We start from the raw sequence: 22,503 nt of genomic DNA on the forward strand, positions 1-22,503 counted from the left end.
ACCCCGGCGGGTCAACCGGTCGGTCGATGCGCCGGCCTCCTCCTACGGGGTAGAGCCGAGGGGCATCAGGTAGACCAGCGCGTCGTCCACGCCGTCCAGGCACAGCACGTCGTGCGCCAGGTCGTCGTAGAAACCGCCGAACAGCCCCAGCGAGAGCCCCGACGACGCGGCGACCAGCGCGAGGTTCTGCGCCAGGTGCCCGGCCTCGGTGAACGCCAGCCGCAACGCCCGCAGGCCGTAGGCCTTCCGCAGCGCGCTGATCCGCGTGTAGAGCCCGAGCACGGCGGGCGTGGTGGCCGGGTCGACCCGGCCCTCGCCCTCGCCGAACCACATGGAGGTCGCGCCCACGTCGGCGACCGGCGGCGCGGGCGCGACGCGGACCAGCACCCGCCGGGCCTCGTCCACGTCGTACACGCCCGGTTCCAGCCCGGCCACCCGCAACGCCACCACGCGCAGCCGCGCGCTGTGCCGCGCGCCCGCGCTGGGGTGCGGCCTGCGCCCGTCGGGCAGGGCGCCGTGCGCGGTCCACAGCAGCGCCGCCAGCTGCCCGGCGTCCACCGGGCCGGACAGCTCCGGGCCGCGCGCGGTGCGGCGGGCCAGCAGCGCGTCGGCCAGCGAGCCGGGCACGGGCGCGGCGTCGGGCAGCACCACCTCGGGCCACCACGGCAGCGTCGTCGGCGGCGCGTGCCCGACGTCGCGGGGACCCTGGTCCGGCGCACCAGCCCGGAACCGGCCGGCCGCCAGGTAGCGCCGGTCCGGCGCGGTCGCGCCGTCCTCGTGGAACGGCGCGGGCCCGTCCGGCTCCTCGGCCGTCAGCGCCACCAGCCGGCAGGCGGTGCGCTCCTCCTCCGGGTCGAGGCCCAGGCGGTTGAACAGCATGTGCAGCTGGGAGGCCCACGCGTAGCGCGGCAGGTCCGCCCGCACCTGCTCCGCCCAGTACGCGACCGCGCCCGTGGCGTGCGCGCCGAGCCGGTCCCACCGGGCGGCGAGCCGCGCGGCCCGCGCCTCGTGCAGCCGCCCGGCGGCCACGTGCGAGCCGAGCCCGGGAGGCGCGACCGGCTCCTGCGCCTGCCGCCACCCGGTGGCCAGCGACCGCAGCCACGCCGCCGCCTCCACCCGGTCCAGCTCCAACGCGATCGTCGTGGCCATCACCAGCTCCACGGCGGCGGTGAACTTCGCGCCGGGCGAGCGGGCGGACCGCAGCACGGCCACCGCCACGTCGGTGCTCCGGCAGAACACCTCCTCGGCGACCGGCAGCGCCCCCGGGCCGCCGTACCGGTCCACCTCCGGCTCGTAAGGCGTCTCGCGGACGTCGCCGTGCGGCAGCCAGTCGCCCCCGGCCGCGCCCGCGGCGGCGTGGAACGCGGCCGGGTCCAGGACCTGCTCCGGGTGGCCGGCCCGCGCCACCAGCTCGCGCAGCGGGCCGGTCAGGTCCTCGGTGGCGTCGCGGAGCCGGATGCGCAGGTGCGGGCCGGTCCGCCAGTACCGCACGTAGAACCAGTCGGCCACGCGCCCCGCCGCGCGGTGCTCGGCCATCGCCGGCGCGAGCACGTCGGCGATGAACGCGTCGACGTGCTCGACCGCCCAGGACAGCCGCACGTGCAGGCTCGTCCAGGTCATCGCGCCTCCAGCGGGGTGAGGTCGTAGGCGAAGCCCGCGCCGCGCGGGCGACCGGCCACGAGCAGGTAGAGCAGCACGTGCGAGGCGGGCGCGCCGACCAGGGCCTCCAGCGGGCCGTCGTCGGCGCTGCGCGCCGGGCGGCAGAACGCGCCCGCCGCCGCGGCGGCCGTGCACACGTGCTGGGCCGCCGCGCCCGCCGCGCGCAGCAGGGCCCGGTAGCCGTCCGGGCCGTCGGACGCCACTGCGGCGGCCGGGTCGCCGGTGGTCACCAGGGCGAGGTTCACCGAGGCGACGTGGATGGTGCCGGGCGGGTGCCCGAACACCGGCTGGAGCCCGGCCACCGCCGGTCCCGGCTCGACCAGCCGCAGGCCGCCGACCACGTCGTACCAGCCGTCGTCGACGCCCACCACGTTGCGCACGGCCAGCCGGTGCCGCAGGTCGTCGCGCACCGGCGAGCCGGCCGGCGGGTCGTTGACCGCCTCGACGACCGCGTGCAGCGCGCTCGCCGGCAACGGCCGGGGATCGGCGGCGATACCGCGCGGTCCGACGCCCGAGCTGCGGCGCGGCGCCGGGGCCGCGGTGTCGCCGGTCTCCCGGTCCGGGCCGACGGTCACGGTCGTCCCGGTGGCGCGGGCGCGCAGGCCCAGGCGTGCCGCGTGCTCGACGAGCGCCGCCGCCACGTGCCCGACCTCCAGCTCGGTGAGCACGTCGCCGAACTCGCGGTAGCCGGGGGAGAGGCGGTCGCGGCGGCGGACCAGCTCGACCCGCACGGGCCCGTCGAGCGCGGTCGGCGCGCCGCCGACCAGGGCCCGGCGCACGGGGTCGAGCGGCCAGCCGCGCGCCCCGACCTCCAGCACCAGGTCGACGGTGCCCGCGGCCCGCGCGGACGGGTAGGCGCGGTGGTCGTTGTACTGGTTCCACGGCTCCCACCGCAGCGGTGTCGCGACCTCGGTCAGCAGGCGCGCCAGCGCCGCGCCGAAGCGGCCGTGCGCGGCCAGCGCGGTCAGCGGCACGCGCGGACCCGGCGCCGGGTCGGGCCGCGGTGACGGTCCCGGCTCGACCACCCGACCGGGACCGTGGGCGTAGGAGGCGGCCAGCGCCGCGGCTCCCGGGGCCGTGGTCGCCGGTGTCATGGCGTTCGCGCTCACGGGAACGGGTGGGGCAGCGGGGGACCGGCCAGGCGCAGCCGCGGGAGGCCGTGCGTGCGCCGGTTCAGCTCGCCGAAGGTCATCGGCACGGCTCCGGGCACGATCACCTTCGCCGAGTGCAGGCCGAGCCGGTCGCGCACCACCGGGTCGCTCTGGTCGACCGCGATCACCTCCAGGTCCAGTGCCGCCCACCGGCGCACGTAGTGCTCCAGCAGGGCGTCCAGGTCATCGCGCGGCACGTCGGGCGCCACCGGGTCCACCTCCGGGCCGGGCACGAGGAAGTCGTACCGGTCGGCGGCCTCCGGCAGGCCGTTGACGTTGACGTGGTCGTCCATGGTGCGGACCAGCCGAGGGTCGGCCAGCAGCCGTCGCAACCGGTCCGGGTCGAAGTCGCCGGGCTCGGTGCGGCAGCGCTTGGCGCCCGCCTCCACGTCCATCACCACCTCGGCCGCCGCCGAGCGCATCGCGGCGTCCGGGTCGAGCCCCGCGCCCGCGGCGAAGAACGCCCGGGGCAGGCGCGGGCGCGGCCTCGTGCAGCGGGCGAGCGAGAGCACGGACGGCACGCCCAGGTCGTTGGTGGCGTCGTACAGCTCCAGGTCGTAGCCGAGCTGCTCCAGCCGGTCCGCGACGTGCGCGGTGACCTCGTCGCGGACGCGCAGGCGCGGCAGGGGGGAGCGGCCGTACCAGGCCACGAGGAACGCGTCCCGCTCGGCGACCTCGAACAGGCCGTGCAGCACGGCTTCGGTGAGGCTGTTGCCGGTGCCGCAGCCGTTGGACGTCTCGTCGACGAACCGCGGCCCCTCGGCGGGACCCCAGTAGGCCACGTGCTCGGGCACCGCGACGGGCCGGCCGCGGGTGTAGGACCAGCCGTGCACCCACCGGGTCCGCGTGTCCGGGCGGTACGGCACGACGTGCGGCGACGCGTGGTCGGGCAGGCCCAGGCGGGTGGGGTCGAGCGCGTGGCCGGCGGATTCGGCGAGTTCGGCGTACGAGGCCTCCAGGACCGTGGTGACGCGCCGCGGCCGCAGGCCCGCGTGCCGCTCCACCGCCTCGTACAGCGCGACGCGCTCGGCCTCGGCGTAGTCGGCGGTGCGGCCGAACCCGGCCTGCCCACCCACCAGCTCGGCGCTCACCGCCGCCACCGCCAGGTCCCCGATGCGGTGCATCCCGCCGACCGGGCCGTGCCGCAGGTCGAACAGCTCGCGGTGCAGGGCGTCGCCCGCGGTGAGGGGGTTGGGGCCGCGCAGCGTGCCGGGCGCCACCGGCACGGGCGCGCGGACCACGGTCGCGGTTCCCGGCGAGTCCTCCGGCAGCGGTCCGCACGTCGGGCAGCCGCCGGGCCGGGGGCGCACCCGGTGCTCGCCGGTGGTGGCGAGGTCGGTCCGCAGCGCCAGGACGCGGTCGCGGTGGGCGTCCGGGGCGGCCAGCACGCGGTCCACCAGCAGCGCCAGCAACGGGCGCAGCGCCGGGGACGCCAGGCCGCCCAACCGCATCCGCCGGTCGCCGCGCGGCACCGACCCGCCGAGCGCGGCCAGCCGGGCGTCCTCCGCGCACCGCACGCACACCCCGCCGCCGTCGCCGCCGAACACCGGGCCGACCAGGACCAGGGCCCCGTCGAACCGCACCGGCAGCACGGGGCCGTCCGCGCCGACCAGGTCCAGGTCGCCGATCGTGTAGTCGACCAGCTCCAGCACCTCCACCGGCCCGCTCCCGGCGCTCACCGGCCGGCTCCCGGCACCGCGAAGGCCACCAGCCCCGACGCCTCCAGCACCGGCCCGAGGTGCACCGGCTCGACCTCGCCGGCGAGCGCGCGCAGGTCGTCCTGGAACGCCTCCTCGCCGTCCCGAACCCCGTGCGGCCAGTTCCAATCGCGGTTGGTCCACGGCGCGGCGGCCCCGTCCGGCGCGGCGAACGGCGCCGCACCGCAGAGCACGACCGGTCCGACCACGTCGGGCCCTGCCCGGTTGGCCTGGGCCCGCCCGGCGGCGGCCAGCGCGGCGAACGCGACGGCGTCCGCCACCTCGGCCTCGACCGCCCAGGACAGCTCCTCGGCGCCGGCCCTCACCACCGCGCGGACCACACCCGGCCCCAACCTGGTCACCTCGACCGAGGCGGGCAACGCGAACCTGAGCACCACGGCCTTCCACCAGCGGCGGGCGGTCGGGTCGCCGGACCACTCGTCCTCCGCGACCGGCGCGCCGGGCAGGTCCCGGACGGCGGTGCGCAGCGCCAGGCCGAGGGCGTGCACCCGGTCCGCGCCGACCAACGCCCCCTCCGGCGCGAGCCCGCGGGCGGCGCGGAGCAGGGCGTCGAGCCGCGCGGCGTGCTCGGTCGTGCCGAAGCCGACCGCGCCACCGGACGCGGCGAGCTTGACCGGCAGCTGGGGCAGGTCGCCGGGCAGCGGGGTCGGCACCGGACCGAGTTCCCGGTCGCCCAGGACCTCCAGCAGGGCGCCGTTGGGCTCCATCGGGCGAATCGCCGACAGCCACGGGTGGTACTCGGCGTGCAGCGGGTCCACGCGGGCGACCAGGACCGCCTGGTGCGGCGGCCCGGTGGGCGGCACGTCGCTCCACATGTCGACCACCTCGGTGGCCGGGTCGGGCAGGCCGCCCAACGCGCACACCAGCCGGTGCGCGGCGGCCGACCCGACCAGCGCGGCCAGCACCTCGGGCGGGGAACCCGGCGCGCCCGCCAGCCGACCGGCCACCGCCGCCGCGTCGGCCACCACGTCGCCGACCGACCCCGGCGCGACCGCGAAACCGACGTCGGCGGCGCACCCGGCGGCGACCGCGTGCGGACCGGCGGTCAGGAGCAGACCCGCACCGGGCCGGACCGGCGCCACGTCCAGGCCGGCGGCGGTGAGGGCGCGGTGGGCCGCGGCGGCCAGGGCGCCCCGGCCGGCGACGACGGCGGTCGCGGACCGCAGGCGCCGCCACGACTCCAGCGGCGACGCGGCCACCGACTCCAGCCAGCTCGCGATGTCGGCGGGCGGCACGCGACTTCCGCTGGCGCCGCGCAGGCCTGCACCACGCCTGCCGGCACCGCCTTGGCCCGCACCACCTTGGCGGGCACCACGCCGGCCGCCCGCGCTGCCTGTGCCCGCGCCGCCCGCGCTGTCCACTCCCGTGCCGCCCGTGCCCGTGCTGCTCGCGTCCGTGCCGCCTGTGCTCGCGTCCGCGCCGCCCGCACTCGCGCTGCTCGCGCCCTCACCCCGCTCGGCCTCGACCCACTCGGCGGGCACCTCCACCAGCAGGTCGTGCTCGTGGAGCTGGCCGATGATCAGCTCCAGCGCCCGGCCCACCGCCGGCGACGCGTCCCCCGGCACGGCCAGCTGCTCCGGCGGCACCCCCTCGGCCAGCGGGCCGGCCAGCCGCTCCCAGATGGTCCACAACCCCCGGCCGCCTTCGAGGGTGAAGCTGGACCGCCACCCCCGCACGTGCAGCCCCGTCGCGGTGGGCGTCGCGTGCGCGATCGGCCGCAGCCGCAGCAGCACCCCGCTCACCGGGTCGCCTCCACCATCTGCGCGACGTGCTCGGACCAGCCCAGCCCGGTCATCCGCTGCACCGCCCGCACGACGAGGCTCGCGGCGAGGTAGCGCTCGACGGGCGTCACGTCGCACACGGCCAGCAGCTGGTAGAGCATGTTCGTGCCGAAGCGGTAGACGGTGACGGGCCGCTGGTAGCGCGGGTGGTCGAAGTCCACCTCCCGCAACCGCAGGTGGTACTCGCTGACGCGGTCGCGGTGGTCGCGGTGCCAGCGCCGGACCGCCTCCTCCTCGCCCAGCTCCAGGGCGCGTTCACCGAGCTGCGCGGGGTAGGCGGTCGGCAGCTCGCCCCGGTCGAACACCTCCTCGACGAGCGCGCGGCACCCCTCGGTCCACGCCACCCACGGCGTGCCGGCCGAACCGTCGGCGACACCGCGCACGGTGGACACCACCTGGTCCGCGTTGCGCTCCCACACCCGGTCGAACCGCTCGCCCAGCACGCCGTCCGGGTCGCTGTGCAGCAGGAAGTCCTCCAGGTGCGACAGGAACGAGTGGTAGCCGTTGACCAGGCCCGCCGGGAACCGGCTCGCGTGCGCCGCCATGGCGACCAGGGCGAGCCGGACCCGGGCCTGGCCGGAGCCCGCGGCCGTCACCGCGTCGCGGACCGCGGGCACGCCGAGCCGCAGGCACCGGGTGCGCAGGTCCACCAGCACGTCGGAACCCAGCAGCTGCCGCACGGCGGTGAGGTCGGTCGGCTCGACGACGACGGTGTTGTCCGGGTGGATCGGCTCGTAGGGCGGCGGCACGAGTTCCGCGATCCCGTTGCGCCGCGCCTGGTCGAGCAGCGCGGCGACTTCCACGTCCACAGTGGACGGTTGATCCACGAGGTGCGCCCGCACGCGGTCGGCGACGAGCTCGGCGACGTCGGCCGGGCCGTCGAGCCGCACCCGCACGTGCGGCCCGTGCAGCCAGTGCCGCTCCACGTGCCCCACCGCGCCCAGGCCCTCGGCCTCCGCGAGCGCGGGCAGCACGGCGTCGCGGAGCAGGGGCGCCTTCACCGGGTCGTGGTAGTAGCAGACGACGTCGATCACGAGGCCCTCCAGTACGTTTCCGCGATCAGTTCGACCACCCGGCCGTCCGGCGACCCGGTGCCGGGCACGGGCAGCGCCTCGGTCAGCCGCACGCCGTCGGGGAACCGGGCCAGCAGGCGGGGCAGGCAGCGCAGGTGCAGCGGGTCGCCCAGGTCGGCGTACTGCGGCTTGTCCGCCGTCAGCGCCCGCCGGTACGCGTCGGCCGACACCGGTCCCCGGTCCGGTCCGACGAAGACGTGCTCCGGCAGCCCGTGCCGGGCGCGCAACCGGGCCACGTCCGGCGCGGCCCGTTCCTCCGCGCCGACGTCGGGCGGTGCGGCGAAGTCCCACGTCCGGCGCGCCAGCACGACGTCACCCCAGGTCAAGCGACCTCGATCGGTCACGCCGCGGTGCGTGGCGACGGGCCGCAGCGGGTCGAGGTCCACCCAGCCGCAGGCCAGGTCGGAGTACAGCGGCACCTGCCGGTCCGGCAGCGCCACCGGGATCAGGAAACCCAGGTACAGCACGTCGAGCGGGACGCCGCGGCGCGTCACCCGGACCTCGTCGGCGACCGGGTCGTGCCGCACGTCCAGCTCGTCGGCGGGCAGGTCGGCCCAGCGGGCGTCCTCGCCGACCTCGCGGGCCCCGAGCAGCGGGTGGAGGTTGGCGTTGAACCCCTGCACCGGGCGGAACTGCACCGGGTCGGCGGTGTGGCGGCGCACCTGGCGGGTCACCGCGTCGCGCGCGCCGGGCAGCAGGTCCAGGAAGCGGCTGGTGAACTTGCCGAACCCGGCGTAGACCCGGTTGACCACCAGCCGCCCGTCGGGGGTCGGCTGGGCGAAGAAGCCGTACGAGCCGGGGCGGTTGGTCGCCCACGCGGGCAGCAGGTCGGCGGCGGACGCCAGCACCTCGTCGGTGACGACGCCGTCGCGCACCTGCCCGGCCAGCTTCTCGCGGGCGTCCAGGACCGCGCGGACACCGGGATCGCCCACGGCGTCGGCGGCTTCCGGGCTCATGGAGTCCTGCGACGCCAGGACCAGCGGGCCGGAGCAGTCGGCCAGGCCGGCGACACCGCCGACGCCGAACCGCTCGACGAACCTGGTCCGGATCAGCCTGCGCAGCAGCACGTTCTGGTCGAACACCACCAGCAGCGGGGTGAGGCGGGTCAGCGAGGGCGCGGCGCCCGGCGGCACCGGCACCGGTTCGGGCAGCACGACGTCCTCGACCACGGGCGCGATCCCGGTCAGGTCCGCGCCGACCCGTTCACCGAGTTCGCGCCAGCCGTCGGACAGCTCCGCGAGCGCGGCGACCCGGGCGGGCGGGTCGGCGGCGGCGAACGCGGCGGTGGTCGCGGCGAGCGAGGTCAACCGGCGCGCGGCGTCCGGGAACGACCCGGTGTCGGGGATCGATCCGGTGTCGGGGATCGATCCGGTGTCGGGGATCGATCCGGCGTCCGGGAACGACCCGGTGCCCGGGAGCGAACCGGCGTCCGGGAAAGCCCCGGGTCGCGCGGCGAGCCAGGAGGCCAGCGCACCCACCGCGTCCGGGTCCTGCGGGTGGATCGGGGACACCGGCACCAACAGCCCCAGTTCCCGCGTCCTCGCCACGAACCCGCGCGCCGCGCGCTCCGCGTCGTCACCCTTCAGCCGCGCCGCCAACCCCTCGGCCAGCCGGTCCAACGACAACCCGTCCGGCCCGGCCCCCCGCACGGCCTCGACCACGAACCGCAGCGGCCCGGTCGCCGCGACGTCCACCTCCTCCTCCCGGACCACCACGGCGCGGCCGACACCCTCGACCGGCGCGTCCCGGCGGAACAGCAGGCGCCCCCCGCGCTCCCTCAACCCCGGCGCCACCCGGTGCGGCAGCACGGGACCGAGGGCGTCCACCAACCGGGTCACCAGCAGGCGGTGCGCCGCCGGGTGCGACACGGGTTCCGCGTCGGGCCACGGCCCCTCGCCCCACGCGCCCCAGCCGACGTGCGTGTACCACGACAGCGGGCTGGTCTTCGAGGTCGCGCGCAACGCGTACCGCAGCACCGCGGGCTCCACCTTGCGCGCCTTCCGGTCGGGCGCGCCGCGGCCCCGGGCGGTGCGGTCCAGGCCGTGCAGCAGGTCCGGGCCGGTCACCGCGCTCGCCCGGCGCAGCGCGTCGGTCGCGCACACCTCCGCGAGCCACGCCCGGGACGCGGCCAACCCGTCCGGCCACGCGGCCGACGTCGCCTCCGCCGCGCGCGCCAGGTCGGCGTGGGCCGCCAGCCAGCGCGCCAGCAGCGGCACCCGCTCGGGCAGGTCGCCCAGCTCCGCCACCGCCGCCGGTCGCGGCGCGCGGCCGTTGTGCACGTCGCGGCGCAACGGCAGCACGACCCGCCGGTGGAACTCGGCCGGGTGGTCCGAGGCGCTGTCGTGCAGGGCGTCGGCGAGGTCCGGCGCCAGCGCCGCGACCCGGGCCTCGGCCGCGACGAGCGCGCCCAGCCCGGCCCGGAACCCCGTGGGCGCCGGTCGCGGGTGCGGCAACGCGGTCACCCGGACCAGCGCGTACGGCGCGAGTTCGGTGGTGGTGCGGCCCGCTGCGCCACCGGCCATCCGGTGCTCCCCCCGGTGTGGGCCGGGGGCGCCCGCGAACGGTCGCCCCCGGCCGGCTCTGCTCGGTGACCAGGTCAGTTGGCCGGCGTCGGCAGCTGCGGCTGCTGGCAGCAGCAGCACGGGGTGCTGCTGCACGAGCAGGCCGCCGCCGAGGCGCCGGTCTCCGGCAGCGCGACGGCGTCGCGCATGGCGGTGACGGCCAGGTCGCCGAGGTCGAGTTCCGAGTCGTCGAAGGTCAGGTCCATGGGTCGCGTCCTTTCGGAAGTGGTTCGGCGACGCGGACCGGGCGGCGAGCCCGGGACCCGTCCGCCCTGTCGGGTGGTGCCGATCACCCGGCCCGGGACCCGCGGCGGTGACCGCAACGCCGGCGCGGGTGTTGCGGTTCTCCGAATCGGATTCGTCCCGCCTCGACGGGCGCCTCCCGGGGCGCGGGCGACGAGCCGGGACGATCCCACCTGCCGGTATACGTCCGGTATGCGTTCGCGAGCCACGTAACGCATTCCGTTCGGTGTCGAGCCGCGCACCTCCGGGTCCGACATACCGTGTGCGGTGACGGGGTCGGGCTCGATGTGGGGAGCGCTTGAATGTCGGTCCGTGCGACGGTGTGCGCGCAGCAGGAGGTGGACATCCGGCTGCTGGGCGGTCCCTCGGTGAGCGGGCCCACCGCGGGTGGCGTGGTGCCCGGTGGTGTGAAGGCGCGGACGCTGCTGGCGGCGCTGGCGCTGGACGCCGGCGCGGCCGTGTCCACCGAACGCCTGCTGGACTACCTGTGGGAGCGGGAACCCCCGCGCAGCGCGGTCAAGAACCTCCAGCTGTACGTGTCGCGGTTGCGCCGCTGCCTGGACACCGCGAACACCGGCTTCGCCCGCCTGCTCGTCCACGTGGGCCACGGCTACCGGCTCGACGTGCGCGCGGAGACCGTGGACGCGCTGTGGGTCGACGAACTCGCCCGGCGGGGCGCGGCGGCGCTGCGGCGCGGCGACCTGACGGCCGCGGTGGCCTCGCTGTCCTCCGCGCTGTCCGGCTGGCCGGTCGACGGCCTGGCCGGGCTCGTGCCCTCCGGTCCCGCCACGGCGGTGGCCGCGCTGTGGCGGGAGCGCAGGCTCGCCGCCGTGGAGCACCTGGCGGAGGCGATGGTCGCGCTCGGCACGTGGTCGGAAGCGGCCGACCTGCTGGCGCCGCAGGCCTCCGCCCACCCCGCCCGCGAGTCCTCGCAGGTGCTGCTGATGCGCGCGCTGGCGCACTCGGGCGACCGCGCGGGCGCGATCGGCGTCTACCGCAGGCTGTGGCACGTGCTCGACGCGGACCTGGGCATCCGGCCCGGGGGAGAGGCGCGGGCGGTGTTCGAGGGGATCGTCGGCCCCTGCTGACCGGTGTCCGCCGGCCGGTGCTCGCCGGCCGGTGCTCGCCGGTCGGTGCTCGCCGGTCGGTGCTCGCCGATCGGGGCCAGCAGCCGTTCCGACCGAGGTTGTCCGCCTCCGCGAGCCGGTGCTCGGATCGCCTCCGTGGGTGATGCGGAGCAGGTGTGGATCGCGACCGTGCCGGCGCTCGACGACGAGGAGCACGTCGTCATCGGCAACCACCACTCGGCCGACGACGCCGGCCGGCGGGTGGTGGGAGCCCTGGGCGGCCTGGGGTACGAGGGCGATGAAGGCGTGTACCACCTGCTCGCGTTCGACCTGTGGGCGCGCTGCGAACGCGTCGGCGACCGGCTCTCGGTGCTGCTGCTGACGTCACCGGGCGTGCTCGACGACATGGTGCGGACCTGCCCGGAGCGGCTCCGCGAGGCCGTGGCGAGCCTGCGCGGCACGCCGCCGGTCGACGGCGGCGTGCCCCTGCTGCGCCGCGAGATCACGACGGACTTCGACCCCGCCACCGCGCCCGGCGGCGACCAGGTCGTGGTCCTGGACCACGACGGCGTCGCGACGCCGACCGACCTGCTCGCCGAGTTCGACCCGGAGGAGGCGACCCTCGTCGTCCTGCACACCAACCCGGGTGACGAGAGGGGCGGGTCTTCACCGGGCTGACGCCCGTGGGCGTTTCCGGTGCCGCGAGGAGACACATCACCCGATCAGGTCGACCATTGTGCAAAAAAGTGTGCTCCGATGCGCTGATCTTCTCGATCTCGGTAAAGTGCCACTCGCGGAAATGTTCTCCAGAGAGGGGTTCCGAGATGTCGGTCGTCAGCGGAGCAGAGGGGCAGATCCTGAAGTTCGGGCAGCGCACCTTCCCCGTTCCCCGGTTGCCGGTCATTCGCGTGTGGGCGCTGACGGAGCACTACCCGCAGCCGCCGCAGGTCAGCTCCTACCCCAGTTCGGGCCAGTGCTTCAAGGTCGCCCCGAACACGCCGAGCGCATTCGACTTCGGCATCCACGAGGAGAACCCCGGCGCGTGGACGACGCTGACCAGGACGGACTTCGTGGTCCTGCGCAACGGGACGCAGGAAAATCCGGTGGAGGGGTGGATCCACATTTCGCCCCGTTCCGGGGAGGCCTCGAAGTACTCCGTTTACGTGCACGACGACGGGAAGAACGTCGAGACCGTCTTCGGTAAGTACAAAGGGGACAAGGTGAAGCCGGAAGCCTTCCCCGACGGCGGCGACAACTACTTCTGCGAGATGGCGGACTACGAGGGGCGCTGGCTCTGGCTGTACCGGCTCTACGCGCCCGTCTCCTAGCAGCCACGCCCCCGGCCCGCCGACCGACGTCGACGGGCGCCGGGTGGCGCGGGCTCAGGTCCCGCAGAAGGTCTGGTACGTCGCGCCGAAGTCGGCCGGCGCGGGCGCGGCGTAGCGCTCCAGGCCGGGCCGCTCGTCGTAAGGCGAGGTCACCGCGTCCAGGAGGCGTTCCAGCGGACCCGTGTCGCCCCCGGTCACGGCGGTCAGCGCCTCCTCCACGAGGTGGTTGCGGGGGACGTAGGCGGGGTTCACCCGGTCCATCGCGTCGCCGTCCGGGCCCAGGGCCCGCCAGCGGGCGAGCCACGCGTCGATCGCCGCCAGGTCGAGGAACAGCTCCCGCGCGGGCTCGGTGTTCCCCCGCGCGGCCGCGCCCAGCCTGCGGTGGAACGACGTGTGGTCGACGTGGCCGTCCCGCAGGAGGACCAGCAGGTCCTCGACCAGCGGCGTGACCACCGCGTCGTCGTCGGCGCCGGACAGCCCCAGCTTGGCCCGCGCGCCCGCCGACCACGCGGCGTCGTACTGCGGGCGGAACGCGCCCAGCGCCTCGACCGCGACCTCGACCGCCCGCTCCTGGTCGTCGGCGAACAGCGGCAGCAGGGCCTCGGCGAGCCGCGCGAGGTTCCACTCGGCCACCAGCGGCTGGTTGCCGTAGGCGTAGCGGCCGCCTTCGTCGATGGAGCTGTACACGGTCGCCGGGTCGTAGGCGTCCATGAACGCGCAGGGCCCGTAGTCGATGGTCTCGCCCGAGATCGTCATGTTGTCGGTGTTCATGACCCCGTGGACGAAGCCCGCCAGCATCCACCGGGCCACCAGCGAGGCCTGGGCGGCGACCACCGCCTCGAACAGCGCGAGGTGGGGGTTGTCCGCCTCCGCGGCCCCCGGGTGGTGGCGGGCGATCGCGTGGTCGGCCAGCCGGCGCAGCAGGTCGACGTCGTCGGTGGCCCGCGCGTACTGGAAGCTGCCGACCCGCAGGTGGCTGCGCGCGACCCGGGCGAGCACGGCGCCCGGCAGCAGCGCCTCGCGCCGCACCGACCGCCCCGTCGCCACCACGGCCAGCGACCGGGTCGTGGGGATGCCCAGCGCGTGCATGGCCTCGCTGACGACGTACTCGCGCACCATCGGCCCGACCGCGGCCAACCCGTCGCCGCCGCGGGAGAACGGCGTGCGCCCGGAACCCTTGAGGTGCAGGTCGCGCAGGTGGCCGTCGGCGTGGGTCAGCTCACCGAGCAACAGCGCCCGCCCGTCGCCCAGGCGCGGCGAGTAGTGCCCGAACTGGTGCCCGGCGTAGGCCTGCGCCACCGGTGCGGCGCCGTCGGGGAGGTGGTTGCCGACCAGCAGGCGCACGCCCTCGGGACCGCGCAACCACCCGGGGTCCAACCCCAGTTCGGCGGCCAGCGGCTCGTTGAGCGCGAGCAGGCGCGGGTCGGGGACCTCGTCGGCCCGCCAGGCGAGGGCCAGCTCCGGGAGCGAGCGGGCGAAGTGGTCGCTCAGGGCGGTGGTCGGCGGTGCGGTGCTCACCTCGTCAAAGGTACGTGGTGCGCGACGCCTGCCCGGGACGTGAGAGAGCGGCCCCACGCATTGAGAGGCTTCCTCCTCACCTGCCGACGGTCTGGATTTGCCCACCGTGCGGCGGTTGAGCCGGGTTCACGGTGGGATAGGTCACGTCGCCGCCCTGCACGGCGCTCCAAATCGCCAGCACCGCGATCGCCGGCGTGAGCAGCGTGGTGATGTTGGCGGGGAAGTTCTCCAAACCGTAGGCGCTGAGCATGCGCCGGGGCTTCTCGCCGACGGGCTCATGCGCTCGAACGGAGTCGAGGGAAGCCTTGTCCATGCGCAACGCGACGTAGACGCCCACCAGCGCGAACGCGGCCACTTGCGCGACGAAGAACCAGTTGTGCACCCCATCCGTCACCACATCGACGACGAACGTCGCCAGTGGCAGCAGGCTGTAGAGGGCAATGCCCGGCAGGACCTTCACGACGCCCCGGCGTCCCGGCAGGTGCTGCCAGGCCAGACCGAGGGCCGCGGCGCCGAGCACCCACTTCGCGGCCTCCCAGAAGACGTCGCCGACAACGCGCAGCAGTACCGAGTCTTCCTGGTTCAAGCCGAACAGGGGGGTGGAGATCCAACCGGCCGCGAGCATGCCCGTCCCGGCCATCGAAGCGGGGACCAGGCAGAACCTCATGGCCGCGGTCATGTTCCCCCTAGGCCTTCCGGTCGGGCCCGCTGCCAGCACCACGTCGATCGGGGACGGGGACGAGCCGCGAGTGCGGTTCCGGTACCACCTCCTGGCCCTGGACCGCAGTCGGGCCACGGTGAAGTTCGGTCCTGTTCCCGCCCGGTGCAGCACGGGTGGCCACACCTTCTCGAACAGCGGAGCGAAGCCCAACACCCCCCACAGCACGAGCGCGCCGGCCGGCAACCACCAGCCCAGCAGCCAGACGCTCCACCACAGCGGTCCGACGGCGAGCACGACCACCGCCGCGGTGCGAGCCGGCGAACCGATCGGTTCGAACCAGGCCCTCCTGATGAAGTGCCACAGCGCGAGTGCGGACAGCCCGAGCACGAGCCACAGCGATTCGATCGCCAGTTCCCAGGGGTGGGCCCGGTACACCGCGGTCAGGTTCACCGCGTGGCGCGTCCCCAGCCACTCGTGTCGGGCCAGGTTGACGTACGCGGTGGCGTACCTTTCGACGACCAGCACGGCGGCCACCAGCGCACCGCCGATCCACAGCCGGCGCGGCGCCGTGCGAGGCGCGCCGTTGCCGAGCAGCACGTGCGCGGCTTTGCCGACGGCCATCGCCAGGACCAAGGTGCTGGTGAAGGCCAGGAACACGTCGAGCACGCCGGTGAGGGCGGGATCGTGGTCGTTGAGCCCTTCCGGGCTTCCGGCGACGAGGAGGATCGCCCACGACGTGCCGAACATCGCGATGGCCGTGAACGCCGCGACACCGCGGGGCAACCACCACATCAAGGCCAGCAACGTCAGCAGGGCCGCGAACCCCACGTTGACGTACCAGTCGACCTGCCACCAGGATATCGTCGACCGAGTCGAGGCGGCATGTGCTTCCAGCACCGCGGCATGGATGTTCAAGCCTTCGATCGCCGAGGTGAACAGGGCCAACGCCCACATCGCCCGACGTGCGGTGCGGCGAGAGGTCGGCTCGAACTGCCGGCGCCGCAAGCCGAGGAAGCACAACGCGACGGCGGCGAAGGCCAGCGCGCCCAAGGCGTCGGCGCCCCGGTTCCAGGGCCTCCAGGACGGCGAGGACGCGATCAGCGTCCACTTGGTCACGAACCCCGGCCTCACCCGGACGGACAGCCGTCCGCCGATCTTCTCGGGAACGACCCCGCTCCACCGCACGTGGTCGAACTCGATCCCGGCCGATTCCCACGGCGTTGGTGAGGACAACCAGCCCTCCGGCGCGGAGACCTCCACCTCCCAGGGAGAAGCGGCCAGTCCCTGCGGGGGGACCACTGAGAGGCTCCACCCGCCCGTGTCGTCCACCTGGATCTCGGTGGCGCCTGCCCACGAGGTGCCGGGACCGAACACGTCCACGTGGACCCGGTCGCTGATCTCGACGAATTCTTTCGACCGAACCAACCGCGGCGGGGCGTCGCGGGCCTCGGTAAGTGCTTTTTCCACGTGGAACACGCACCCGAACGCGGATTGGCGCAGGGGGTCGCCGTCATGCAGCAGGAAGCGCTCCACGTCCGGTGTGCCGGACGGGATCCGGACCACCTGTTCGGTGATGACCCGCGGGTAACCGGAATCCCTGACCTCGACCTGGACCCGGGTGCGCACCTCGGTGCCCCCGGTCAGGTCCACCTCACACGGTCCCGGGTAGCCCTGCTGCGGGTTCAACGAGGAGTTCCACTGCACCACACCGAGAACGGTGAGCGCGCCGACGGCGAGCACGAACGCCCCGACGAGGAGTCGGCGGGCCGTCCACCTGATGGCTCCCCTCGCCCGGTCGGCGGTCAGCCACAGGACGTGACCGGTGGTTTCCGAAGGAATTCGCGCAAACGACAGCAGCCAGTCCGTCACCGTGCCCTTGACCCGCGTGAGCGCCCTCGAGAAGGGCCGATTTCGTCGTATCCGACGACTCACTGGGATTCTCCCACCCTCGGTGATCCGACATCGGCATATCGTTGATCACCAAGCTGGGCGTTAGCCGGTCGTCGACCTGTCGTCCGCACTCCACGACCGACCGGGGGGTGAAGGCGATCGCGCACGCCGGCACCGCCTCCGCACCGGTCTGGTAGTCAGTGGCGCGTGAACACCGAGAGCGCCGATCCCGAGGACCTGGCACTGCTGCGCGAGGTCTTCACCGCCGAGCGCGGCAGCGGCCCCCCGTTGGGCCGGCCGGGTGTGCGGGCCTTCGAGGCGGCGTCCGGTGTCGTGCTGCCCGAGCCGTACCGGACGTTCGTGGCCGAGATCGCCGACGGCGCGTCGTCGGGGCCGCCCGAGTACGGCTTGACGGCGCTGGGGGCGCTGCCCGCCGACTGGGGCGGCGGGCGGGAACGCGACCTGGCCCGGCCGTTCCCGCTGACGCGGACGTGGGTGTGGGAGGACGACCCCGGGCCGGTCGGGGAACTCGAAGAGGCTTTGGTCGGGGTGTTCGACCACGGGTCGGTCGTGCTGGGCACCGAGGGGTGCGGGATGAACTGGCACCTCGTCGTCACGGGCCCGCACCGCGGGCACGTCTGGCAGGTCACGGGTGAGGGCGCGATGCCGTTCGGCGTCGGCGCCGCCGCGGTCGGACCGGGGTTCGCCGGGTGGGTGCGCTGCTGGGCGTCCGGCAGGCCGTGGCACGAGGTGATGTGAGGTGGACGTGCTGCCCCGGTCGTGAATATCCGCGCGGGTGCGTGGGTACCCCCTGATCACGGCGGTGCGAGGCGCTGCGCCGGGGATGAGTCGGCGTCCCGCCGGTGGTGCGGTGCGTGGTTCGGGGCCACGCTCGGGGGCACCACCGGCAGGGCGCCGACACCTGTCTCGGGCAGGACGGCCGCTCACCCCAACCCCAGGGCGGCGGGCAGCGCACCCCGGGCGGTGATCCCCAACTTCGCGTACGCGACGGACAGGTGGTTGTCCACCGTGCGCACCGACGTGGTCAGCGCATCGGCGATCTCGCGGTTCGTCAGCCCCCGCGCCGCCAGCACGGCCACCTCGCGCTGGCGCGGCGTCAGCTCCGGCGCGGTCACCTGGGCCAGCGCGGGCGTGGCGGCCCCCGGGCAGCGCGCGCGCAAGCCGAGGGCCAGGGCGCGGTTCCCCGAAGCGGCGGCGGCCTCGGCGGCGTGCAGGTCGGCCCCGGCGGCGGCGAAACCGGTGGCCACCCGTTCCAGGGCCGCGGCGTCCCGTTCGACCAGGGCGCGGGCGTGCTCGACGTACAGCGGCACCAGCAGGCCGTGGACGGACGACGCCAGCTCGGTCAGCCGGGGCAGGGCCTCGTGGGCGTGGCCCAGGCGCACGGCGTCGTGCAGCACCGCCGCCTCCACCGCCAGTTCGCCGCGCTCCCGGGACCGGCGCGCCACCTCGAACGGCGACGCGCCGAGCACCCACATGCGCGCGAGGTCGACGGCCGAGTTCCCCTGCCTGTTCATCGCGGGCAGCAGCGCCTCCGCCTCCGCCAGCGCCTGCCGCCCGTCCTCGCCCCGCATGGCCAGCACGGTCGCCAGCTCCGCCAGCGCGATGAACCGGCGGAACGGCGGCAGCGCCGACGGTTCGGCCTCGTGCAGCAGCCGGTGCGCCAGGTCCAGCCGCCCGCGGTGCCGGGCGGTGATGGCGCGGTGGATCGTCCACTGGGCGCGCATCGAGTCCCACCGGTCCTTCTCGGCGTGCGCGGCGTCGGCGACGCGCTCGGCCGCCGGGAAGTCGCCGGTGGTCACCAGCACGAACCACTCCGCGAACCGCACGGTCTCCGGCGCCATCGGCACGGAGGCGGCTCGTGGCCGCACGACCGGGAACGGGCCGACCGGCCGGCCGGTGATGGCGTCGACCAGGGCCGCGACCACCGCCTCCTCCGGCTCGTCCGTGCCCGGCAGCGCCCGCCGGGCCTCCTCCGGCCGACCGGCGTCGAACAGCAGGTAGGCCCGCATCAGGGTGGGCAGGCGCTCCAGCGTCACGGCCTCGTCGTCACGCCCGAGACCCCACCGCAGGTTGATCGCGCGGGCCGCGACCACCTCCACCGGGTCGTCCGGCGTGGACACCGCGGCGTAGACCTCCTCGGCCTCCTCGGCCCGGTCGTCGGAACCGAGCAGCTGCGCGAGCAGGTGCCCGGCGGGCGGTCCGCCGCCGGTCTCCCACGCGGCCCGCGCCAACCGCACGGCCAAGCCCAGGTCGAGCGCGTGGCACGCCCGGAGGGCGGCGGCGCGCAGCAGCTCGGGGTCGTCGGCGGTGCCGCTCTCCAACCGCAGCACGGCCACCCGCAGCGGGTCGTCCAGCAGCGCGGCCAGCCGGCGCTTGTGGTTGCGCGCCCGCACGTCCGAGCAGCCCGCCCGCAGCACCTCCCCGTACAGCGGGTGGGCCAGGCGCAGGCCGTCGTCGGCCACCACCACGAGCCCGCGGTCGGACAGCGGCTCCAGCTCGTGCGCGTCGAACAGGTCCGCGTCGAGCGGCTCGCCGAACGCCAGCAGCTCCAGCACCCGCCGCCGCGCGTCGGGCAGCGCGCCGAGCCGGTCCTCGACCAGTTCCGCCAGCCGCGGCGGCACGGACCACGGGCCTGCCGACCGCCACAGGCCGTCGCGCAGCTCCAGCTCCGAGGCGAGCAGCAGCTCGCGCAGCAGCAGGAGGTTCCCGCCCGTCGCGGACCAGAAGCGGGCGACGGCCCGGCTGTCCACCGGCCCGCCGAGCACGGCCACCAGCAGCGACTCCACGTCGTCGCGCCCCACCGGCGCGAGTTCCAGCCGGTCGAGCAGCTGGTCCTTCCACAGCGCGGTCACCGGCGCGGGCGGGCGCTCGCCCGAGCGGATCGTGGCCAGCACCACCGCGTCGCGGTGCTGCACGAGCTGGTGCAGCACGACCGCGCTCGCGTCGTCGAGCAGGTGCGCGTCGTCCACGGCCACCACGCCGCCGCGCAGCGCCTCCCGAGCCTGGCGCAGCAGCGCCGGCCCCTGCGCCGGGTCGTCGGGCAGCAGCGGCGCCAGCGCGCCCAGCGGGATCCCCCGGGACGCCGACGTCGCCCGCACCACGCGTCCCGGCGCCGCCTCCTCCAACAACCTCGTCTTGCCCACCCCGGCCGGACCCGCCACGACCAGCCCGGCGCCCCGCAGGGCCCTCCGCACCGCGGCCAGCTCCGCCGCCCTCCCCGTGAACGGCCACCCCATGCCGCCAGGCTAGGTGGTCGCCGCGCCGGAGATGGGTGGTTCGCTGCTCAGGACCGGCGCGCCGGCCGCGGCCAGGCTGGGTCCATGCGGATCGACGAGGCGTTCTTCCAGGACCCGTACCCCCGGTACGACGAGCACCGCCGGACGGGGCCGGTGCGGGTGGACATGCCCGACGGGACGCGGCCGTGGCTGCTCACCCGCCACGCCGACGTCGTCGCCGCGCTCGCCCACCAGCACCTGAGCAGCGCGATCGCCCCCACCGGGATGATGAGCCACACCGACGCCCCCGAGCACACGCGGTTGCGCGCGCTCGTCGTGCGGGCGTTCGGCGCGCGGCGGGTGGACGCCCTCCGACCCCGGGTCGAGGCCATCACCGAGGAGCTGCTCGACGCGTGGGCGGGCCGGGACGAGGTGGACCTGGTCGCCACCTACGCGATCCCGCTGCCGCTGCGGGTGATCGGCGAGCTGATGGGCCTGCCGCCCGCCGACCACGTCGTGCTGCGCCGGTTGACCGACGACCTGGTGCACCCGGAGCGGATGGGCGACGCCTACGTGCGCCTCGCCGAGCACCTGGCGCGGTTCGCCGCCGCCAAGGAACCGGGCGACGACCTGACCACGGCCCTGCTCGCCGACCGGGACGCGGGCCTGCTCACCGACACCGAGCTGGTCGCGATGCTGGTGCTGCTGATCACCGCCGGGCACGAGACGACCGTGCAGCTCATCGGCAACGGCGTGCTCGCCCTGCTGCGGAACCCGGACCGGTGGGCCGAACTGGTCGCCGACCCGGACCTGGCGCCCGCCGCGGTGGACGAGCTGCTGCGCTTCGACGGCCCGATCAGCCCCGGCGTGCTCCGGGTGGCGACCGCGGACGTGGCGCTGGGCGGTGTCGTCATCCCGGCGGGCGACCTGGTGCTGATCTCGGTCGCGGCGGCCAACCGCGACCCGGAGCGGTTCCCCGACCCCGGCGCCCTGACCTTCGGGCGCGGCGCGCACCTGGCGTTCGGCCACGGCGCCCACTACTGCCTCGGTGCGCGGCTGGCACGGCTGGAGGGCGAGGTCGCCCTGACCGCCCTGCTGCGCCGCTACCCGCGGACCACGCTCGCCGGAGGCGGCGTGACGTGGCGGCACGCGATCAGTCGGGGGGTGACCGCGCTGCCGGTGCGGCCGGCCGGGTGAGCACCCGGCCGGCCGCGCACGACCTGCCCGGCCCGCACCACCTGATGTCGAAGACCAGGGCTCAGGAGTGCGGTCCGACCGCGGCCGACCAGCCGGCGTGCCGCCGACCTTCCGGCGGGCGCGACCAGCCGGCGGGCGCCCGCTCCCGCGATCAGGCCCCCTTGCGGGCGATCCTGGTCAACCAGGCCCCGGTCTCCGGGTCGACCCGCTGATCCCCGTCGAGGAGGCGCAGTTCCGAGGCGAGCTCGTGCACGTGCACGTCCACCACCGACTCGACCAGGTCGGCGTGGTCGACCGCGGCTCGCCTGCCCTGCACCCACGCGGCGCACCCGACCACCAGGGCCGGCAGCGCGGCGGGCCACCACGCGCACGCCGGCAGCAGGTACGCGGCCGCCCACGTCGACCGCCTGATCGCGTCGTCCAGGCGTTGGCGGGCGGTGCGCAGTTCGGCCCGGACGTCCTCCGGCAGCACCACCCAGAACCGCATCCAGCAGGAGGCGAGGTCCACGCCGTACTGGTTGCGCACCCTGGCGGCGGTCCCGGCCAAGCGGTCGCCGGTGAACGTGGGCCTGCTCGGGGCGGCCAGGGCGATCCGGTCGCGGCGGGCCGACAACCGGTCCAGCCGGTGCAGCAGTTCGGTCGACCGGCTGTCCGGCGGGGCTTCCGCGCGCAGTTCGCCCAGTCGGCCCTGGAGCCCCCTCCAGCGCTTCGCCCTGCGGTTGGTGGCGCGCGTCGCCAGCGGTCGCGGCCAGTTGCCGAACCAGATCGGCCTCAGCACCGCGTCGGCCGCGGCGCGGACCAGCGCGCCCACGGCCAGCGACGCCAGCAGGGCCGCGGCGAAACCCGCCGCCTGACCGGTCGCCGGCCAGCGCGCCACCGCGGCCGCCCACTGGCCGACCAGCTTGACCAGGAGACGGCCGTCCAGCGCGGAGGAGTGGCCGAGGCGCACCGCGACACCGGTGGTGGCCAGGAGCAGCAGCCCCGGCAGCACGAGGACCGACAGCCACTTCTCGGCGAGCTTCTTGCCCAGCTCGTTCAGGAACGGCGTCATCGGCTCAGGCTTCGCCCACGGCCGTCGGCAGGTCCCTCAACCAGCACCGGTCGCGCGGGATCGGCCCCCCTGGTTCGCGCACGGCCTCCCACCCGCAGGAACCGTCCGGGCACCGGTACACCTCGCCGGAGGCGGCGCGGCGCAACGGGTTCAGGATGTCGTTGCCCCCTCGACCGGCGCCGGCGCCGGCGAGGACGTGGGGCGCGATGCCCAGGCCCGGCAGGACCTCCAGCACCGGTGTGCCGTCGCGCACCGCCTCCACCGCGGCCCGCAGCTCTTCGGACCTGCCCTGCTGCCGCAGGACCACCCGCATCTTCGGCAGCGCGTGGCAGAACGCCGCCAGGTAGACGTGGTCGTCGGACACGTGAA

Annotated in this window: 17 protein-coding genes; 5 read left to right on the forward strand and 12 right to left on the reverse strand. The window is 75.7% G+C overall.

Translation table 11 applies throughout. The features are described 5' to 3' along the window. Nucleotides 1–42 precede the first annotated feature (42 nt). The 7 genes from ABD223_RS17675 to ABD223_RS17705 form a co-directional block, all read right to left on the reverse strand. Nucleotides 43–1,620, reverse strand: coding sequence for a thiopeptide-type bacteriocin biosynthesis protein (locus ABD223_RS17675; protein WP_344037356.1), 1,578 nt, complete (start codon nt 1,618–1,620; stop codon nt 43–45). Further along, entirely contained in the window at nt 1,617–2,768 is a 1,152-nt protein-coding gene (locus ABD223_RS17680) for a nitroreductase family protein (protein ID WP_344037357.1), read from the reverse strand. The genes ABD223_RS17675 and ABD223_RS17680 overlap by 4 nt, the downstream gene beginning before the upstream one ends. After that, on the reverse strand, nt 2,765–4,489 hold the full coding sequence (locus ABD223_RS17685; RefSeq protein WP_344037358.1) for a TOMM precursor leader peptide-binding protein: 1,725 nt from the start codon (nt 4,487–4,489) through the stop codon (nt 2,765–2,767). Before ABD223_RS17685 ends, ABD223_RS17680 begins: the two co-directional genes overlap by 4 nt. After that, entirely contained in the window at nt 4,486–6,270 is a 1,785-nt protein-coding gene (locus ABD223_RS17690; protein WP_344037359.1) for a hypothetical protein, read from the reverse strand. Before ABD223_RS17690 ends, ABD223_RS17685 begins: the two co-directional genes overlap by 4 nt. Next, on the reverse strand, nt 6,267–7,343 hold the full coding sequence (locus ABD223_RS17695) for a hypothetical protein (protein WP_344037360.1): 1,077 nt from the start codon (nt 7,341–7,343) through the stop codon (nt 6,267–6,269). The genes ABD223_RS17690 and ABD223_RS17695 overlap by 4 nt, the downstream gene beginning before the upstream one ends. Continuing rightward, nucleotides 7,340–9,904, reverse strand: coding sequence for a lantibiotic dehydratase (locus ABD223_RS17700; protein ID WP_344037361.1), 2,565 nt, complete (start codon nt 9,902–9,904; stop codon nt 7,340–7,342). The genes ABD223_RS17695 and ABD223_RS17700 overlap by 4 nt, the downstream gene beginning before the upstream one ends. A 74-nt stretch (nt 9,905–9,978) precedes the next feature. Continuing rightward, a complete protein-coding gene (locus ABD223_RS17705) occupies nt 9,979–10,149 on the reverse strand; it encodes a thiazolylpeptide-type bacteriocin (protein WP_344037362.1) in 171 nt (56 codons plus the stop codon). 339 nt (nt 10,150–10,488) lie between these two features. Between ABD223_RS17705 and ABD223_RS17710 the strand changes: the two genes are divergently transcribed. The 3 genes from ABD223_RS17710 to ABD223_RS17720 all read left to right on the forward strand — a co-directional run bounded on the left by ABD223_RS17710 (nt 10,489) and on the right by ABD223_RS17720 (nt 12,581). Next, nucleotides 10,489–11,274: an AfsR/SARP family transcriptional regulator gene (locus ABD223_RS17710; protein WP_344037363.1), complete on the forward strand. Its 786-nt coding sequence runs from the start codon at nt 10,489–10,491 to the stop codon at nt 11,272–11,274. Between the two features lie 135 nt (nt 11,275–11,409). Continuing rightward, entirely contained in the window at nt 11,410–11,931 is a 522-nt protein-coding gene (locus tag ABD223_RS17715; protein WP_344037364.1) for a hypothetical protein, read from the forward strand. 146 nt (nt 11,932–12,077) lie between these two features. Further along, complete coding sequence (locus tag ABD223_RS17720) at nt 12,078–12,581, forward strand: hypothetical protein (protein WP_344037365.1); 504 nt, start codon at nt 12,078–12,080, stop codon at nt 12,579–12,581. A 54-nt stretch (nt 12,582–12,635) separates the two neighbouring features. On the opposite strand, the gene ABD223_RS17725 is transcribed toward ABD223_RS17720, so the two are convergent. After that, a complete protein-coding gene (locus ABD223_RS17725; RefSeq protein WP_344037366.1) occupies nt 12,636–14,099 on the reverse strand; it encodes a protein adenylyltransferase SelO in 1,464 nt (487 codons plus the stop codon). A gap of 76 nt (nt 14,100–14,175) precedes the next feature. Beyond that, nucleotides 14,176–16,629: a DUF6185 family protein gene (locus ABD223_RS17730; protein WP_344037367.1), complete on the reverse strand. Its 2,454-nt coding sequence runs from the start codon at nt 16,627–16,629 to the stop codon at nt 14,176–14,178. A gap of 228 nt (nt 16,630–16,857) precedes the next feature. On the opposite strand from ABD223_RS17730, the gene ABD223_RS17735 reads away from it, so the two are divergent. Next, entirely contained in the window at nt 16,858–17,409 is a 552-nt protein-coding gene (locus tag ABD223_RS17735; RefSeq protein ID WP_344037368.1) for a hypothetical protein, read from the forward strand. 185 nt (nt 17,410–17,594) lie between these two features. On the opposite strand, the gene ABD223_RS17740 is transcribed toward ABD223_RS17735, so the two are convergent. After that, nucleotides 17,595–19,907 carry a helix-turn-helix transcriptional regulator gene (locus ABD223_RS17740; RefSeq protein ID WP_344037369.1) on the reverse strand — a complete coding sequence of 771 codons (2,313 nt, stop codon included), beginning with the start codon at nt 19,905–19,907 and terminating at the stop codon, nt 17,595–17,597. An 84-nt stretch (nt 19,908–19,991) separates the two neighbouring features. Here ABD223_RS17740 and ABD223_RS17745 point away from each other — a divergent pair, with 84 nt between their 5' ends. Beyond that, nucleotides 19,992–21,083, forward strand: coding sequence for a cytochrome P450 family protein (locus ABD223_RS17745; protein ID WP_344037370.1), 1,092 nt, complete (start codon nt 19,992–19,994; stop codon nt 21,081–21,083). Between the two features lie 151 nt (nt 21,084–21,234). Here ABD223_RS17745 and ABD223_RS17750 read toward each other — a convergent pair whose 3' ends face one another. Continuing rightward, a complete protein-coding gene (locus ABD223_RS17750) occupies nt 21,235–22,134 on the reverse strand; it encodes a hypothetical protein (protein WP_344037371.1) in 900 nt (299 codons plus the stop codon). A gap of 4 nt (nt 22,135–22,138) precedes the next feature. Beyond that, nucleotides 22,139–22,498, reverse strand: a complete 360-nt coding sequence (locus ABD223_RS17755; protein WP_344037372.1) for a hypothetical protein — start codon at nt 22,496–22,498, stop codon at nt 22,139–22,141. Nucleotides 22,499–22,503: the final 5 nt, after the last annotated feature.

Origin of the sequence: Saccharothrix xinjiangensis (assembly GCF_039527585.1) — a bacterium.
GTDB lineage: Bacteria > Actinomycetota > Actinomycetes > Mycobacteriales > Pseudonocardiaceae > Actinosynnema > Actinosynnema xinjiangensis.

Coding starts and splice junctions, on each gene's coding strand:
- ABD223_RS17720 (WP_344037365.1), top strand. CDS start 12,078: ATGTCGGTCGTCAGCGGAGCAGAGGGGCAGATCCTGAAGTTCGGGCAG.
- ABD223_RS17675 (WP_344037356.1), bottom strand. CDS start 1,620: ATGACCTGGACGAGCCTGCACGTGCGGCTGTCCTGGGCGGTCGAGCAC.
- ABD223_RS17710 (WP_344037363.1), top strand. CDS start 10,489: ATGTCGGTCCGTGCGACGGTGTGCGCGCAGCAGGAGGTGGACATCCGG.
- ABD223_RS17740 (WP_344037369.1), bottom strand. CDS start 19,907: ATGGGGTGGCCGTTCACGGGGAGGGCGGCGGAGCTGGCCGCGGTGCGG.
- ABD223_RS17745 (WP_344037370.1), top strand. CDS start 19,992: ATGCGGATCGACGAGGCGTTCTTCCAGGACCCGTACCCCCGGTACGAC.
- ABD223_RS17705 (WP_344037362.1), bottom strand. CDS start 10,149: ATGGACCTGACCTTCGACGACTCGGAACTCGACCTCGGCGACCTGGCC.
- ABD223_RS17750 (WP_344037371.1), bottom strand. CDS start 22,134: ATGACGCCGTTCCTGAACGAGCTGGGCAAGAAGCTCGCCGAGAAGTGG.
- ABD223_RS17700 (WP_344037361.1), bottom strand. CDS start 9,904: ATGGCCGGTGGCGCAGCGGGCCGCACCACCACCGAACTCGCGCCGTAC.